This window comes from Gemmatimonadota bacterium (assembly GCA_009835325.1).
GTDB lineage: Bacteria > JAAXHH01 > JAAXHH01 > JAAXHH01 > JAAXHH01 > JAAXHH01.
The window spans coordinates 1-14098 of record VXWP01000118.1; the positions used below are offsets into that span (position 1 = coordinate 1).

The 14098-nt window shown below is 64.6% G+C and carries 13 protein-coding genes and 4 tRNA genes; 7 read left to right on the forward strand and 10 right to left on the reverse strand.

What is annotated here, in order from left to right; genetic code table 11:
- Positions 1 to 116 precede the first annotated feature (116 nt).
- The 10 genes from F4Z81_15795 to F4Z81_15840 all read right to left on the reverse strand — a co-directional run bounded on the left by F4Z81_15795 (position 117) and on the right by F4Z81_15840 (position 5580).
- Positions 117 to 189: transfer RNA gene (locus F4Z81_15795), tRNA-Thr, on the reverse strand.
- Between the two features lie 85 nt (positions 190 to 274).
- Positions 275 to 348, reverse strand: a tRNA-Gly gene (locus F4Z81_15800).
- Positions 349 to 396: 48 nt separating this feature from the next.
- Positions 397 to 478 (reverse strand) — tRNA-Tyr (locus F4Z81_15805).
- 12 nt (positions 479 to 490) lie between these two features.
- Positions 491 to 563: transfer RNA gene (locus F4Z81_15810), tRNA-Thr, on the reverse strand.
- Positions 564 to 682: 119 nt separating this feature from the next.
- Complete coding sequence (aspS, locus tag F4Z81_15815; protein MXW06512.1) at positions 683 to 2455, reverse strand: aspartate--tRNA ligase; 1773 nt, start codon at positions 2453 to 2455, stop codon at positions 683 to 685.
- A gap of 50 nt (positions 2456 to 2505) precedes the next feature.
- Positions 2506 to 3399 (reverse strand): sugar phosphate isomerase/epimerase, encoded by an 894-nt coding sequence (locus tag F4Z81_15820; protein ID MXW06513.1) that lies wholly within the window; start codon positions 3397 to 3399, stop codon positions 2506 to 2508.
- A 46-nt stretch (positions 3400 to 3445) separates the two neighbouring features.
- Positions 3446 to 3940, reverse strand: coding sequence for a protein phosphatase (locus F4Z81_15825; protein ID MXW06514.1), 495 nt, complete (start codon positions 3938 to 3940; stop codon positions 3446 to 3448).
- Between the two features lie 83 nt (positions 3941 to 4023).
- Positions 4024 to 4236 (reverse strand): hypothetical protein, encoded by a 213-nt coding sequence (locus F4Z81_15830; protein ID MXW06515.1) that lies wholly within the window; start codon positions 4234 to 4236, stop codon positions 4024 to 4026.
- A 4-nt stretch (positions 4237 to 4240) separates the two neighbouring features.
- On the reverse strand, positions 4241 to 4936 hold the full coding sequence (tmk, locus tag F4Z81_15835; protein ID MXW06516.1) for a dTMP kinase: 696 nt from the start codon (positions 4934 to 4936) through the stop codon (positions 4241 to 4243).
- Positions 4900 to 5580 carry a DUF624 domain-containing protein gene (locus F4Z81_15840; GenBank protein ID MXW06517.1) on the reverse strand — a complete coding sequence of 227 codons (681 nt, stop codon included), beginning with the start codon at positions 5578 to 5580 and terminating at the stop codon, positions 4900 to 4902. The genes tmk and F4Z81_15840 overlap by 37 nt, the downstream gene beginning before the upstream one ends.
- A gap of 499 nt (positions 5581 to 6079) precedes the next feature.
- Here F4Z81_15840 and F4Z81_15845 point away from each other — a divergent pair, with 499 nt between their 5' ends.
- From F4Z81_15845 to aroC, 7 genes are all read left to right on the forward strand, one after another.
- Positions 6080 to 8332 (forward strand): anthranilate synthase component I, encoded by a 2253-nt coding sequence (locus tag F4Z81_15845; protein ID MXW06518.1) that lies wholly within the window; start codon positions 6080 to 6082, stop codon positions 8330 to 8332.
- A 32-nt stretch (positions 8333 to 8364) separates the two neighbouring features.
- Positions 8365 to 9453 (forward strand): tryptophan--tRNA ligase, encoded by a 1089-nt coding sequence (gene trpS / locus F4Z81_15850; GenBank protein ID MXW06519.1) that lies wholly within the window; start codon positions 8365 to 8367, stop codon positions 9451 to 9453.
- 53 nt (positions 9454 to 9506) lie between these two features.
- Positions 9507 to 10517, forward strand: coding sequence for an anthranilate phosphoribosyltransferase (gene trpD / locus F4Z81_15855; protein MXW06520.1), 1011 nt, complete (start codon positions 9507 to 9509; stop codon positions 10515 to 10517).
- Between the two features lie 70 nt (positions 10518 to 10587).
- On the forward strand, positions 10588 to 11433 hold the full coding sequence (trpC, locus tag F4Z81_15860; GenBank protein MXW06521.1) for an indole-3-glycerol phosphate synthase TrpC: 846 nt from the start codon (positions 10588 to 10590) through the stop codon (positions 11431 to 11433).
- Positions 11430 to 12044: a phosphoribosylanthranilate isomerase gene (locus tag F4Z81_15865; GenBank protein ID MXW06522.1), complete on the forward strand. Its 615-nt coding sequence runs from the start codon at positions 11430 to 11432 to the stop codon at positions 12042 to 12044. Before trpC ends, F4Z81_15865 begins: the two co-directional genes overlap by 4 nt.
- Complete coding sequence (gene aroE / locus F4Z81_15870; GenBank protein MXW06523.1) at positions 12041 to 12910, forward strand: shikimate dehydrogenase; 870 nt, start codon at positions 12041 to 12043, stop codon at positions 12908 to 12910. The genes F4Z81_15865 and aroE overlap by 4 nt, the downstream gene beginning before the upstream one ends.
- A 5-nt stretch (positions 12911 to 12915) precedes the next feature.
- Positions 12916 to 14046, forward strand: coding sequence for a chorismate synthase (aroC, locus tag F4Z81_15875; GenBank protein MXW06524.1), 1131 nt, complete (start codon positions 12916 to 12918; stop codon positions 14044 to 14046).
- Positions 14047 to 14098 lie beyond the last annotated feature (52 nt).

The window sequence follows — 14098 nt, forward strand, 5'->3', positions numbered from 1 at the left end:
GATCGTGCCGATGTTCACGTGGGGCTTGGTACGCTCGAATCTTTCCTTCGACATGGAGTCTTTCTCCTGAACCGGCTGGGTTAACGAAACGTAAACGTCTTCTAAGTCAGCACCGAAGCCCTCGGCCGGACTTGAACCGGCGACCTACACCTTACCATGGTGTTGCTCTACCAACTGAGCTACAAGGGCGCTTTCGTTCAAGGTTCAGATAAGTTTTTACCGTTCTGCGGCAAAAACCTTCAGTTATTCCGAACCTTGGACTCGGGACCTTTAGAGCGGGAAACGGGACTCGAACCCGCGACCCTCAGCTTGGAAGGCTGATGCTCTAGCCAACTGAGCTATTCCCGCCGGTCTTCGTTCTGAAGCTGCTGGTCAGCCGGACCCCTTAGCGAAACATGGGGAGGGCAGGATTCGAACCTGCGAAGGCTGAGCCAACGGATTTACAGTCCGTCCCATTTGACCGCTCTGGAACCTCCCCTGGCTGCCTGAAAGCCACCACTCGGATTCGAACCGAGAACCTACTGATTACAAATCAGCCGCTCTGCCATTGGAGCTATGGTGGCCCATTATAATCAGTACGGATCCGCATCTTGAGCAGCTCAAGAACACAGACAGGTAAATATAATGAACATCCCTGCCAATGTCAAGGGTGTAAGTGAAATTAAATGGAGTCGGGGCCGGGCTAACGCCGAAGGCGGATGTGGAGTTCCCGGAGCTGTTTTTCGCTGACCTCCCCGGGCGCGCCCATGAGCAGGTCCTGGGCGTTCTGGTTCAGGGGGAAGGCGATGACTTCCCGGAGATTGGTCTCGTCGGTGAGGAGCATGACGATGCGGTCGATGCCCGGAGCGATGCCGCCGTGGGGCGGCGCGCCGTACTTCAGCGCGCTGATCATGCCGCCGAACTCCGCGTCGACCTCGCCGGCCGAGTAACCGGCGATTTCGAAGGCCCGGTACATGATGTCGGGCCGGTGGTTCCGGATGGCGCCGCTGGACAGCTCCGTACCGTTGCATACAATGTCGTACTGATAGGCCAGGACATCGAGGGGCGGCGTGGTCTCCAGGGCTTCGAGGCCGCCCTGGGGCATGGAGAAGGGATTGTGCGAGAAGATCACCTTGCCCGATTCGGTGTCGTGCTCGTACATGGGGAAATCGACGATCCAGCAGAAGCGGTAGGCGCCCGGTTCCCGCAGGTCGAGCAGGTCGGCGAAATGCAGACGGAGCCGGCCCGCCACGTCGACGGCCCGTTCCTCCGCGTCGGCCACGAAGAACCACGAGGCCCCCGTTTCGGGTTCGATGACGGATTTCAGCCGTTCCAGGGTCGGTCCGTCCAGCACGCGGGCGATGGAACCCTTGACCCCGTCCTCGGTAAAGGAGATGTACGCCGCGCCCCGTCCCCCGAAATCCTCTTTCACGGTCCGGTCCAGGTTGTCGAAGAAACTGCGGGGCCGAGCGGCCACGTCCGGGACGGCCAGGACCCTGACGACGCCGCCCTTGTCGACGATCTGGCGGAAGGCGTTGAATTCCGACGCCCGGAAGGCCTCGGTGACGTCCTCGATCTCCAGGCCGAACCGGAGGTCGGGCTTGTCGGTCCCGTACCGGAGCATCGCGTCGCGGTAAGGGATGCGCGGGAAGGGCGGGGCGGTTACGTCCCAGTCGCTGAACTCGGTGAACAGGCCGTAAAACAGGGTTTCCAGCGCTTCGAAGACGTCGTCCTGCTCGACGAAGGACATCTCCACGTCCAGCTGGTAGAACTCGCCCGGCGACCGGTCGGCCCGGGCGTCTTCATCCCGGAAGCACGGGGCGATCTGAAAATACCGGTCGAACCCCGAGATCATCAGCAGCTGCTTGAACTGCTGCGGCGCCTGGGGCAGGGCGTAGAACTTGCCGGGATGCACGCGGCTCGGGACCAGGTAGTCCCGGGCGCCCTCGGGCGAACTGCTGGTGAGGATGGGCGTGTTGAACTCGTTGAAACCCATTTCCGTCATGCGGCGCCGAATGCTCGCGATGATGCGCGACCGCATGATGATGTTGTGGTGCAGCCGCTCCCTGCGCAGGTCCAGCATGCGGTAGGTCAGCCGGGTGGCCTCCGGGTATTCCCGCTCGTCGGCGACCGACAGGGGCAGGGCATCCGCGGCGCTGAGCACCGTCATGGAATCGGCCTTCACCTCGATGTGCCCGGTGGGCAGGTTGGGGTTGATCGCATCCTCCGCCCGCAGGATCACCTCGCCGGTAAAGGTGGCGACGCTCTCCGAACGCAGGTCTCCCGCATCCTCGTGGAATCCGCTTTCCGGCGTGATGACGACCTGCGTGACCCCGTAGTGGTCTCTCAGGTCGATGAAGAGCAGGCCGCCGTGGTCCCGCTTGCGGTGCACCCAGCCGGCGATCCGCACCCGCGTTCCATCGTCGGTCTGCCGCAATTCGCCGCAGGTGTGCGTCCTGTACGGGTGGTCTTTCATCTTATTCCCTTTCTTCCCTTTCCGGTTGAACCGCGACTCGGGTCGGTGCGTCACGCGGGCCGGCCGGACCGCTCAACGCCCAGGTCGGCCAGGAGGTCCAGCGTATTCCGCATGCAGATCCTGGAGGCCGCTTCACCGGCCTCCGAAAACTGTTTTCCACCCGGCAATTCAAGCAGGGTCTGTTCGATCTGCTCCGGTCCGATGCGCCAATGGGTCTCGAGTGACACGCAACCCTCGTAGTCCCGCTCGACCAGATCGGCGAACTGACCGCGGTAGTCTATTTCACCTTCGCACATGGGAACATTGACGTACCCACCGTCCGTGCCCCTGGCCCCATCCTTGATGTGCATGTGATACATGTCCGACCGGATGTGATCGTAGCCGTCGGGATAAGGTGCGTGACCGTCGTCGTCGAACAGTTCGTTGCAGGGATCCCAGAGAGGTTTGACGACCTGTGTATCCATGGCGTCGATCAAACGCCGGGTCTCCGCGCCGGTGCCGATCATGGTGGACATTTCGTTTTCCAGTCCCAGCACGACGCCCTCGCCCTCGGCGATACGGACAGGTTCAAGGAACCGTTCGACAATCCGGTCCCAGTACTTATCGAGGGGATCCTGTTTCCAGAAGGCGAAAACGCGGACCAGCGGCGTGTCCAAACCCCGGGCGACCCGTATGCTCCTGCGGAGGATTCCGAGATGTTCCCTGTACGAGGCGTCGTCATCTATGTCGCATTTGTAGAAGGGTGGCGCCACGCCGACGACCGCCAGTCCGGCTTCACCGGTCCGGTCCCTGATCCGGGCGATCTCGTCGTCGTCAAGATCCTGGGGTGGCTTGTCCCAGATCGATCGGATCTCGATCCCGTCCAGGTTGAAATCACGGGCGAATGCGATGACCCTGTCCAGGTCCTGGGACACTTCGTCGGTGATTACGGCGATCGTGAACATGGGGCTGGTTGCCTCCCTGGCGCGTCTCTTCCTGCGCGCGTGTTTCCTACGCTTTGTGCCCGGCCATGGACTCGGCGAACCGGAAGATCGACGACTCCTGGTCGAAGGTCTCCACCGAACCGGGCCGGCTGTTTCTGATTTCCGCTATGGCGGCTTCGGGCGTGGACCCCCGCCAGACGAGATAACCGGCCAGGACGGTTCCGGTGCGGCCTATGCCCGCCATGCAGTGTACGACCACGCCGCCCTGTTCTATATGTTCATCGATATACTCGACGGCCCGACGGATCTGTTCCGGAGAAGGCGCCGTCATGTCCTCCACGGGTATGTGCAGGCTTTGGATCCCGCAGTGGTCCAGCGTCCCCCCGTGGAGCGGTTCGCGGGTCAGGGACACCACGGTGCGTACGCCCAGTTCCTTCAGGCGCATCAGGTCCTGTACCAGCGCGGGGTCCGCCGCAGCGCCCGCGCGACCTCGAAGGGCACTCGTCGGCAGGGCCATGCCGGCCAGCCGACGGGGTATGATCCAGGTGAAGTTTCTAAGCATCCTCTGCTCACGGTGTTACTTTGCTCACGGTGTTACTTTGCTCACGGTGTTACTTTGCTCGCGGTGTTACTTAGCCCACCGTGTCACTTCCCGGAGATGTCCTCGAACTTGCCTTCCTCGATATTCCTCGGATCGATGGTTGTCTTCGGCTTCTTCGGCGTCCGGGACCGGGGTTCGGGCTCCGGACGGGCCGGCCGGGGGGGACGCATGACCATGGCGGCCAGGAAACGAAGGGCCTGCTGGATCAGGATCCCCGCCAGGAATCTCATTACGAACCGGAGAATGTAGGTCAGCATGGCGCTATCCGCTGCAGGAGGGTTGCATCACTTCTTCCACCCGCGCGCGCGCTTCCTCCTGCACTTCGTCGGGCGTGCGCGCGCCGTCGATGATCCGGATGTGGTCCAGGGCGCTTCTCCGCCGCGCCAGTTCCAGGTAGTTTTCGCGGATGGCGCGGAGCGTTTCGAGATCTTCGAACAGTTCGGTATCCGGCCGCGCCCGGCGTATGCGGTCCATGCAGACTTCGGCGGGCGCGTCAATCAGCAGGGTCAGGTGGGGGTGGATCGCCCGGGCGTTGATCGACTCGATCCAGTCCAACTCGCCGGGCATCTCCCGCCACTGGTAGGCGAAGGACGAGAGGAAATACCGGTCGCACAGCACGGGGATTCCGCGGTGTATGTGGGATTCGATTTCCGATTTGACGTGGTCGATCCGATCGGCCGCGAACAGCAGCGCGTGACAAATGCCGTCGAGTTCCACCCGGCGCTGAAGGGCGTCCTTCAACAGTCTTCCGATGGGCCGGTTCGTGGGTTCTCCCGTGGTATGGACCGGACCGCCGTAACGGGTTTCCATCCACCGCCTGAGCCGCTTCAACTGGGTCGTCTTGCCCGCACCGTCGATCCCTTCGATCACGATGAACGGCGCGGTGGCCTCCCCGGCGTCGCCGCGGGCCTCCTTCCCCATCATGAATACCCCCATGGGCGGAGCAGGTCCCGCCATCCACGCGCTTCCTCCAGGACGCCGGCCTCCCTCTGTTCATATCGTTTCAGGACTTCCCTCAGCCCGGTGCTGAACAGGACGCCGATGGCGCCGAGCCCCAGAAAGAGCAGCCCGATGCCGCTGGCCAGGCTGAAAACCATGACGAGGGAACCGGCCAGCAACAACGCGAAGGAATGCCGCGGGTTGTCCACGACCAGGTATACGCTCGTCCGGACGATCTGCCGGACTGGTGCTTGTTCGCGCAGCATGAGGGGCAGCGCGTATGCGGCCGTCATGCAGACGAAGACGATCAACCACATCATCACGCCGCTCAATATCGCTCCCGTCCATGGCCTGTCTTCCATGAGCTGTACGTAGAAGAGCACGTTGGCCGCGAGGAGGATCAGGACGCCAGCGTACATGCCGCAGAGCAGAAAGCTCCGGCGCAGATCTCCGCGGGTGTGGGCGAAGAAGTCCCCGATGCCCGTTTCTTCGTAGGCCGCGATACGTCCGGTGACCCGGAACAGTCCGGCGAAGGCGAGGGGAAGGGTTACCAGCGGCAGGGCAAGCAGCAGCCAGAGGATGTTGATCACGATCAGCGTTCCCAGGTAATCATAGGTATTCCAGAACCACTTCCTGAACAGACCGGGTTCCCTGTCCTGCATATTCGGCGCACCCCGTATCCAAAGGCCGACTCGGACTGCGTCAGCGGTACGCGAAGCCCGTATCCAAAGGCCGACTCGGACTGCTAATGCAACGCCAGCATGGTACAGGCTGCCCCTCGAATTCGCAACTGTTTTCTTGATGAGAAAAAACCTTGACTTCGCCGCCGTACCGCGCTATAATGCCCCATTCGACATAAGGCAGCCGAATGGTTTTCACATCGAGTAATGGACTGAAATGACAGCCGCAAGTTCCTCCCGGTCATCCCGATTCTACGCTTGGCGGAAGCAGAGCGATCTGTTTACCTGGTGGCCTTTTTACGGGACGAGGCGGCATGTCATGCGAAGCGGCGCCTGATTGAAGTAGATTCATCCTTCGTTGATTTGACCGGCCTCTACCCTCACAAGGTAGCGGCCTTTTTTGTTTTTGGGTGAATCGAAGACGGGCCGCTAAAGGGTTGGGGATACTACAGCAACGGTTCACCGGGAGCGGGACAGGACCATGCGTGTTACCCATATACACCTGGAAGCCATCGAATACCAGACCGGGGGCGGCGTTTCCGTCAAGCGGTACGCCGAGCATCTTTCCCCGGACGAAGCCATTGAACCTGTAATCGACGCGCTCGATGCCCGCCTGGGCGCCCTGTTCGCGTCCGGTTACGAGTATCCCGGAAGGTATACCCGGTGGGACATGGGGTTCTTCGATCCGCCGATCCGGATCGAAACCCGGGAGAACGCCTTTCGTATCGAGGCCCTGAACGCCCGGGGCAGGGTGTTGCTGCCGGCGATCCTTGCGCAGGTCGAAAGTCTGCGGGCCACGCGTACCGTTGCCCTTCGCGAAGACCGCGTCTACGGCGAGGTGCATTCGCCCGGCGGATATTTCCCGGAAGAGCAGCGCAGCCGGCAACCCTCTGTTTTCTCGATCCTGCGGGGGATCATCGACCTCTTCTCTTGCCCGGACGAGCATCATCTCGGCCTCTACGGCGCCTTCGGCTACGACCTGGCCTTTCAGTTCGAACCCATGGACTACCGGCTGAGCCGTCCGGCGGACCAGCGCGACCTGGTGCTCTACCTGCCTGACCGGTTGGTGACGGTCGATCACAACCGCGAGGTGGCCGTCCGGTACGATTACGAATTCGATACGGGCGACCGGTCCACCCAGGGCCTGCCCAGGGAAGGCGCCGTCCAGTCCTACCGCGGAGGTCGCGCCGCGACCGGCAGAGAGTACGAGAAGGGCGAGTATGGGGATGTCGTGCGACAGGCGCACGAATACTTCAGGAAAGGCGATCTGTTCGAGGTCGTCCCCAGCCAGACCTTCTACGAGTCATGCCCGGACCCGCCTTCCGAGATCTTCCGCCGCCTCAGGGAACGGAATCCCGCGCCTTACGCCACGCTCATCAACCTGGGACAGCGGGAATACCTGGTCGGCGCTTCGCCCGAGATGTTCGTCCGGGGCGAAGGGATCCGCATCGAGACCTGTCCCATCGCCGGCACGGTCAGCCGGGGGAACGACGCGCTAAGCGACGCCGACCAGATTCTCAAGCTGCTGAGTTCGGAGAAAGGGGACTCGGAACTGACCATGTGCACGGACGTGGACAGGAACGACAAGTCACGGATCTGCGTGCCCGGAAGCGTCCGGGTCATCGGCCGGCGGCAGATCGAGATGTACTCGCGGGTCATTCACACGGTCGACCACGTGGAAGGCATTCTGCGGCCGGAGTATGATGCGCTGGACGCCTTTCTTGCGCACACCTGGGCGGTCACCGTGACCGGCGCGCCGAAAATCTGGGCCATGCGGTTCATTGAAGAAAACGAACGGTCCTACCGCTCGTGGTACGGAGGCGCGATCGGATTCCTCGGATTCGACGGAAACATGAACACGGGGCTTACCCTGAGGACCATACGCATCAAAGACGGGATCGCCGAAGTGAGGGCCGGGAGCACGCTGCTGATCGACTCCGATCCCGGGGACGAGGAGCGGGAGACGGAACTCAAGGCCATGGCATTCATCGACGCGATCCGGCGCCCCCGAGGATCGGGCGGGGATTCGCAGCATACCGGTTCCGCGGAAAACTCGGGTGCGGGGAAACGGGTGTTTCTGGTCGACTACGAGGATTCTTTCGTGCATACGCTGGCCAACTACCTGCGCCAGACCGGCGCCGACGTCATGACGGTCCGGACGGGCATCTCGCGGTCCAGGCTGACGGAACTCATGGACGCCTACGCCCCGGACCTGGTCTTTCTGTCGCCCGGTCCCGGCCAACCGTCGGATTTCGACGTGGCGCTGGCCATCGACGCGGCGCTGGAACGGACGCTGCCCATCTTCGGCGTCTGCCTGGGGCTGCAGGGTATCGTCGAGTACTTCGGCGGCACCCTGGGCGTGCTGCCCTATCCCATGCACGGGAAGGCGTCGCGCGTGACTGTCCTGGCCGGGCAGGCCGGGCAGGCCGGGCAGGCCGGGCAGGCCGGGACACTGTTCGAAGGGTTCCCCCGGTCATTCACGGTAGGCCGATACCACTCGCTGTACGCCGACCGCGATCGGCTGCCGCCGGAACTTTCGGTCACGGCGGAGACCGAGGACGGCGTCGTCATGGCCATCGAACATCGCACGATGCCCGTGGCGGCGGTGCAGTTCCATCCCGAATCCATCATGACGCTCAAGGACGGGATCGGCATACGTCTCATCGACAACGTCTTCAGGAAACTGGTTAAAGAGGCCGATGCGGTGGACGCGAGCCGGGAGGGCGGACCATGAACCAACCCACGAACCGGTCCATGAACCGGCCCATGAACCGGCGCGAAGTCATCCTGACGGGCATCAAGCCGACGGGCAGTCCGCACCTCGGCAACTACATCGGCGCCATCCGGCCCGCGCTGGAACTCGCGCGGCGGTCGCCCGAAGCACATGCCATGTATTTCCTGGCGGACTACCACGCCCTGACGCTCGTGAAGGACCCCGTGCGCTTCAGGGACCTGTGCCACGAACTCGCCGCGACCTGGATCGCCTGCGGGCTGGATCCCGAACGCCAGGTCTTCTACCGCCAGTCGGACGTGCCCGAGGTGTTCGAGCTGTCATGGATCCTGTCCTGTTCGACGTCGAAGGGCCTGATGAACCGCGCCCACGCGTACAAGGCGCAGGTGGACCGACACACGCGAGTCCACACGCGAGGCGGCGGGGGCGCGGACACCAGAGGCGGCGGGGGCACGGACGGTGGGGACGCCCGGGACGCTAACGCCGGGGACGCCGGGGACGCGGACGCCGGGGTGAACATGGGGTTGTATTCCTATCCCATACTCATGGCGGCGGACATCCTGCTGTTCCAGACGAAGTATGTGCCGGTGGGGCGGGACCAGGAACAGCACATCGAGATCGCCCGGGACATCGCCGCGCGTTTCAACCGGAGCTTCGGCGACGTGCTCACCCTGCCGCTGTACCTGTCCGATCCTACAACGGCCGAGATTCCCGGCACGGACGGCAGAAAGATGAGCAAGGCCTATAACAACACCATACCGCTTTTCGGGTCGCGCGAACAGTTGCGCAGGGCCATATTCGGGATCAAGACGGATTCGAGTCCGCCCGGCGCGCCCAAGGACCCCGGGACGTCGCTCGTATTCCAGATCTTCAGGCAGTTCGCGGACGGGGACCGGACCGAGACGATGCGAAGCCGGCTGGTGCAGGGCCGGATCACCTGGAAAGCGGCCAAAGAAGAGTTGTTCGATCTCATCGATGGTTTACTGGAACGCCCCAGGGCGGTTTACGAGGAGTTGATGGCCGACCGGTCCCGCATCGACCGCTTGCTGGAAGCGGGCGCCTGCAACGCGCGGGAACTGGCCCGCCCGACCATGGAGATCGTGCGGCAGGCGGTGGGGCGATAGCGGCGTTCGTCCCCGCGACCGGGTTTCAAGCTACGCGAAGGAGACGGGGTTACATGATACAGCAAGCGATTGCGAAGGCGATTGAAGGGGCCTCGCTGACCGAAGCGGAAGCCGTGGAGGTCATGAACGGGATCATGTCGGGGGACGCCACGCCGGCGCAGATCGGCGCGTTCCTCGTCGCCTTCCGGCTGAAGGGCGAGACGATCGAGGAGGTCACCGGGTTCGCCAGGGTCATGCGCGCCAGGGCCACGCGGATCGACTGCAAGGCCTATCCCATCGTGGATACCTGCGGCACGGGCGGCGACGGAAAGCATACGTTCAACATCTCGACGGCGGCGGCTTTCGTCGCCGCGGCCGCGGGCGCGTTCATCGCCAAGCACGGCGGCCGCGCGGCTTCCAGCAAGGCGGGCAGCGCCGACGTGCTGACGGCCCTGGGCGTCAATATCGAATTGCCTCCGGAAAAGGTATCCGCCTGCATCGACGAGATCGGCATCGGGTTCATGTTCGCCCCGGCCCTCCACTCGGCCATGCGGTTCGCGAGCGGTCCGCGCCGGGAGCTCGGTGTGCGGACGGTGCTCAACCTGCTGGGACCGCTGACCAATCCGGCCGGGACCACGGCCCAGGTCATGGGCGTATACGACGCGGGCGTCATCCAGACCGCCGCCCACGTGCTGAACAACCTGGGGGCGGAGCACGCTTTCGTGGTGCACAGCGCGGACGGGCTGGACGAGTTCACTACCACGGCGCCGACCCACGTGGCGGAGGCCCGGGACGGCGTCGTGAGGACCTATGACGTCGCGCCGGAAGATTTCGGCCTGCCGCGGGCGTCCATCGAGGACCTCAGAGGGGGCGAGGCGGAAGAGAACGCGGAGATCATCCGGTCCGTACTGGCCGGGGAGTCCGGCCCCCGACGGGACATCGTCCTGCTTAACGCCGCGGCGGCGATCGTGGCCGGCGGCGCCGCGGAGGACTTCGAAGAGGGTATCGAAAAGGCGGCCCGGGCTATCGACACCGGCGGGGCGCGGGAGAAACTCGACGCGCTGGTCCGCATGACCGGCGAATGACCCCCCGGACCGCGTGCGCCGAACCCCGCGCGTCGGCCCCGGGCAACGGGATGGGAAAGACACAAGAGCCATGAATATCCTGGATCGGATCGTAGCGCATAAGATCGAAGAGGTCGAAGACCGGAAGCGGCGCGTGCCCCTGCCCGTGCCCCCGCCCGAAGGCGAGCCCGTTCGCCGCCGCGACATCCGCCCCTTCGACCGTGCGCTGAAACAGGGCGACGGCATCGGGGTCATCGCCGAATTCAAGAAGGCCTCGCCGTCGAGAGGCGCGATCCGTCCCGACGCGGCGCCCGCGGAGATCGGGCCGGTCTACGCGGCCCACGGCGCTTCGGCCATATCGGTGTTGACGGACCGGCGGTTCTTCCAGGGCAGCGACGAGGACCTGGCGGTACTCCGGCGGTGCGTTCCCGTGCCCGTGCTGCGCAAGGAGTTCATCGTGGACGAGTACCAGGTCCACGAGACCGCGGCGCTGGGCGCGGACGCCATGCTGCTCATCGCGGCCATCCTGGACGACGCCCGCCTTGCGGACCTGCAGCGGACCGCGGCGGCCTGCGGCCTGCACTGCCTGGTGGAAGTGCACGACGAGAGGGAACTGGACCGGGCCCTGGCGGCGGGCAGCCGCATTATCGGCATCAACAACCGGGACCTGACGGACTTCACCGTTTCGCTGGATACGTCTTTGCGTCTCCGTCCGCGCATCCCCGGGGGCATCGTGACCGTCAGCGAGAGCGGGATCCATGGGCGCGCGGACGTCCTTCGGCTGCAGGAGGCGGGATTCGATGCCGTACTCGTGGGCGAGTCCCTGATGGGGGCTGAGGAGATCGGCGGACAACTTGACGCCCTGCTGGGCCGGTCCGCCGCGAAGGCACAGCAGGGGATCCGAGGTGGAACGGCTACCCCGGGGGCAGGGCCATGAATACGGTCAGGATCAAGATCTGCGGCATCACGAACGAGGCGGACGCCGCGGCGGCGGTTCGCGCGGGCGCGGACGCGCTCGGGTTCATTTTCTATGGGGGCAGTCCCCGCTGCGTGGCGCCGGAACGGGCCGCGGAAATCGTGGCCGGACTGCCGCCCTTTGTCGTCCCGGTGGGCGTGTTCGTAAACGCGGCGGCCGACGACGTGGACGGTATCTGCGAGGCCGCGGGCATCCGGGTCGTGCAGCTCCACGGCGACGAACCGCCGGGTTTCTGCGAAGCAATGAAGCGACCGGTCATCAAGGCCTTCCGCGTCAGGGACGCATCGTGGAAATCCGATGCGGCGGCCTATCCTGTCGACGCGGTACTGCTCGATACGTTCGCCGAAGACCGGTACGGCGGCACGGGAACCACCTTCGACTGGCGGTTCGTGGAAGACAGTCCCCACCGCGTCATCCTGAGCGGTGGGCTGAATCCGGACAACGTGGCCGAGGCCGTGCGCAGCGTTCGGCCCTACGGCGTGGATACGGGCAGCGGCGTGGAGCGGGAACCGGGCCGCAAGGACCACGGCAAGATCGGGGCTTTCGTGGAGGCGGCGAGGCGGCCTTTATGATCTCTACGCATGAAAACGGGCCCATCGGCCCCGCCATATCGGGATCGACCCGCGTGGTCGGCGTATGCGGGCAGGGCATCGGTTATACGCTTTCGCCAGCCATGCACAACGCGGCCTTTCGCCATTGCGGACTGGACTACGTGTATGTAACCTTCGAAATCGCAGCCACCGAAGTGCGGCGGGCTGTCGACGGCATCCGGGGACTGGGGCTGGCGGGGGTCAACGTGACCAAGCCGCTCAAGACGGACGTGCTGCCCTACCTGGACGAGGTGTCCGAAGAGGCACGCAGGATCGGTTCGGTCAACACCATCTCGAACCGATCGGGCCGTCTCGCCGGCACGTCGACGGACGGCGCCGGACTGTTGCGGGCGCTCGGGGAAGAAGGCGTTGCCGTCGCGGGTTCGAGGATGTTGATCCTGGGTGCGGGCGGCGCGGCCCGGGCGGCCTGCGCCATGGCCCGCGGACAGGGGGCCGCATCGATTACCATTGCCGCGCGCAACACGGACCGGGCCCGGGACACGGCTTCGGTGGGTGGCGCGGAGGCGATCACACTGTCGCCATCAGATCTCGGAGCCGCGGTCCGTGAGGTCGACCTGGTGATCAACGCGATCCCAGGGGATCTGTCGCTGGAAAGCGACTGGTTTACCAGCGGGCAGTTCGTCTACGACTCGCGTTACGACCAGGCGGAGACCGGACTGATGCGAATCGCCCGGTCACGGGGCGCGGCGACCTCGAACGGCATCGGCATGCTGCTGTTCCAGGGCGCGGCGTCTTTTGAAATCTGGACCGGCCGCGCGGCGCCGGTCGAAGTGATGAGGAGCGCGTTGGAGGAACAGCTAAGGCGCAGGAAGGCCCGGGAGGAGTAGGCATGTTGCGATACCTGACCGCAGGCGAATCACACGGACCGGCCATATCGGCAATCCTCGAAGGCCTGCCCGCGGGGCTGCCGGTGGCCGCGGAAGACATCGACCGGGACCTGAAACGGCGCCAGGGCGGCTACGGACGGGGCCGGAGAATGCAGATCGAGACCGATACGATCGAGATCCGGGGCGGCGTGCGCCACGGAAGAACCATGGGCGGACCGGTTTCTCTCGTCGTGCAGAACCGGGACTGGCAGAACTGGACAGACGTGATGGCGATCGAGGAGACCGACGGCCCGGTGAGGCGGCGGGTGACCCGGCCCCGCCCCGGCCACGCCGATCTCGCGGGCGGACTGAAGTACGACCGCCGCGATTTGCGGGACATCCTGGAACGGGCAAGCGCGCGGGAGACGACCATGCGCGTCGCGGTCGGCGCGATCGCGCGGTCCCTCCTCGGAGCCTTCGGGATACGCGTGCTCAGCCACGTGGTGCGGATCGGCCAGGTGGACGCGGACGTGAGCGGCCTGTCGAACGATGAAATCATCGAACGGGCCGAAGCCTCGCCCGTACGCTGCGCCGACGAAGACGCCGCGCAGAAGATGATCGAGGAGATCGACCGGGCAAAGTCCCTCAAGGACACGATCGGCGGGGTCTTCGAGGTCAAGGTGCTGAACGCGCCGCCCGGCCTCGGCAGCCACGTGCAGTGGGACCGCAAGCTCGACGGCCGCCTGGCCCAGGCCGTCATGAGCATCCAGGCCGTGAAGGGCGTGGAGATCGGGCTGGGCTTCGGCGTGACCCGGGTCCTCGGTTCCGAGGTCCACGACGAGATCTTCTACGAAGGCGGACGGTTCTACCGCGAAACGAACCGGGCCGGCGGCGTCGAGGGCGGCATGACCGAAGGCGAGGAAATCGTCGTCCGCGGCGCGCTCAAGCCCATCGCGACGCTCATGCGTACGATCATGTCGGTGGACATCGAGACCAAGGAAGCGTTCGATTCCGCCAAGGAGCGGTCGGACGTGTGCACCGTGCCCGCCGCCGGCGTGATCGGTGAAGCGGTGGTGGCCTTCGTCGTCGCCGATGCCATGCAGGAGAAATTCGGGGGCGCCAGCCTGGAGGAGATGCAGCGCAACTCGCATGGCTAAATGGACCCGGAGGCGCGTTACTAGCGATGGAAGAGGCAAGGACCAAAGGCGG

Bases quoted from the DNA above. Each gene is read 5' to 3' on its own strand.
- trpS (MXW06519.1), top strand. From the start codon at position 8,365: ATGAACCGGCGCGAAGTCATCCTGACGGGCATCAAGCCGACGGGCAGT.
- F4Z81_15820 (MXW06513.1), bottom strand. From the start codon at position 3,399: ATGTTCACGATCGCCGTAATCACCGACGAAGTGTCCCAGGACCTGGAC.
- F4Z81_15825 (MXW06514.1), bottom strand. From the start codon at position 3,940: ATGCTTAGAAACTTCACCTGGATCATACCCCGTCGGCTGGCCGGCATG.
- trpD (MXW06520.1), top strand. From the start codon at position 9,507: ATGATACAGCAAGCGATTGCGAAGGCGATTGAAGGGGCCTCGCTGACC.
- aspS (MXW06512.1), bottom strand. From the start codon at position 2,455: ATGAAAGACCACCCGTACAGGACGCACACCTGCGGCGAATTGCGGCAG.
- F4Z81_15865 (MXW06522.1), top strand. From the start codon at position 11,430: ATGAATACGGTCAGGATCAAGATCTGCGGCATCACGAACGAGGCGGAC.
- F4Z81_15840 (MXW06517.1), bottom strand. From the start codon at position 5,580: ATGCAGGACAGGGAACCCGGTCTGTTCAGGAAGTGGTTCTGGAATACC.
- aroE (MXW06523.1), top strand. From the start codon at position 12,041: ATGATCTCTACGCATGAAAACGGGCCCATCGGCCCCGCCATATCGGGA.
- trpC (MXW06521.1), top strand. From the start codon at position 10,588: ATGAATATCCTGGATCGGATCGTAGCGCATAAGATCGAAGAGGTCGAA.
- tmk (MXW06516.1), bottom strand. From the start codon at position 4,936: ATGGCGGGACCTGCTCCGCCCATGGGGGTATTCATGATGGGGAAGGAG.
- F4Z81_15830 (MXW06515.1), bottom strand. From the start codon at position 4,236: ATGCTGACCTACATTCTCCGGTTCGTAATGAGATTCCTGGCGGGGATC.
- F4Z81_15845 (MXW06518.1), top strand. From the start codon at position 6,080: ATGCGTGTTACCCATATACACCTGGAAGCCATCGAATACCAGACCGGG.